This is a genomic window from Acinetobacter sp. Swhac1, assembly GCF_013390985.1.
GTDB classification, from domain to species: domain Bacteria; phylum Pseudomonadota; class Gammaproteobacteria; order Pseudomonadales; family Moraxellaceae; genus Acinetobacter; species Acinetobacter towneri.
The window spans coordinates 1-1,013 of record NZ_JACASN010000103.1 but is presented as its reverse complement, the minus strand read 5'-3'; the positions used below and the strand labels follow the sequence as shown (position 1 = coordinate 1,013).

Here is a 1,013-nt window from a genome sequence, read left to right as displayed (position 1 = left end):
TTCTCTATTTTATCAAAATCCAATCGGCTTTTTCTTCAGCATACTTTTTGAAACACTACCAAATTTTAAAGTTGTATATCATGAAATTATTAAAAATATTGAGTTTAGTTTGCTTAAGCATAAGTATTGGGGCTTGTGCTGAGCATAGTATGAGTCGAGCAAAAACAAGTACAATTCCACAAGTGAATAACTCAATCATCGATCAGAATGTTCAAGCGCTTTTTAATGAAATCTCAGCTGATGCTGTGTTTGTCACATATGATGGTCAAAATATTAAAAAATATGGCACGCATTTAGACCGAGCAAAAACAGCTTATATTCCTGCATCTACATTTAAAATTGCCAATGCACTAATTGGTTTAGAAAATCATAAAGCAACATCTACAGAAATATTTAAGTGGGATGGAAAGCCACGTTTTTTTAAAGCATGGGACAAAGATTTTACTTTGGGCGAAGCCATGCAAGCATCTACAGTGCCTGTATATCAAGAATTGGCACGTCGTATTGGTCCAAGCTTAATGCAAAGTGAATTGCAACGTATTGGTTATGGCAATATGCAAATAGGCACGGAAGTTGATCAATTTTGGTTGAAAGGGCCTTTGACAATTACACCTATACAAGAAGTAAAGTTTGTGTATGATTTAGCCCAAGGGCAATTGCCTTTTAAACCTGAAGTTCAGCAACAAGTGAAAGAGATGTTGTATGTAGAGCGCAGAGGGGAGAATCGTCTATATGCTAAAAGTGGCTGGGGAATGGCTGTAGACCCGCAAGTGGGTTGGTATGTGGGTTTTGTTGAAAAGGCAGATGGGCAAGTGGTGGCATTTGCTTTAAATATGCAAATGAAAGCTGGTGATGATATTGCTCTACGTAAACAATTGTCTTTAGATGTGCTAGATAAGTTGGGTGTTTTTCATTATTTATAAGAATTAGAAGTTTGAGGTTAATCTATTTTTGGTAGTGTTTCAAAAAGTATGCTGAAGAAAAAGCCGATTGGATTTTGATAAAATAGAGAA

Annotated in this window: 1 protein-coding gene; it reads left to right on the top strand. The window is 35.8% G+C overall.

The window, feature by feature from the left end:
* Nucleotides 1–80: 80 nt before the first annotated feature.
* Complete coding sequence (locus HX743_RS16110) at nucleotides 81–923, top strand: carbapenem-hydrolyzing class D beta-lactamase OXA-58 (protein WP_002002480.1); 843 nt, start codon at nucleotides 81–83, stop codon at nucleotides 921–923.
* The last annotated feature ends 90 nt before the right edge of the window (nucleotides 924–1,013 follow it).

Coding starts and splice junctions, on each gene's coding strand:
- HX743_RS16110 (WP_002002480.1), top strand. CDS start 81: ATGAAATTATTAAAAATATTGAGTTTAGTTTGCTTAAGCATAAGTATT.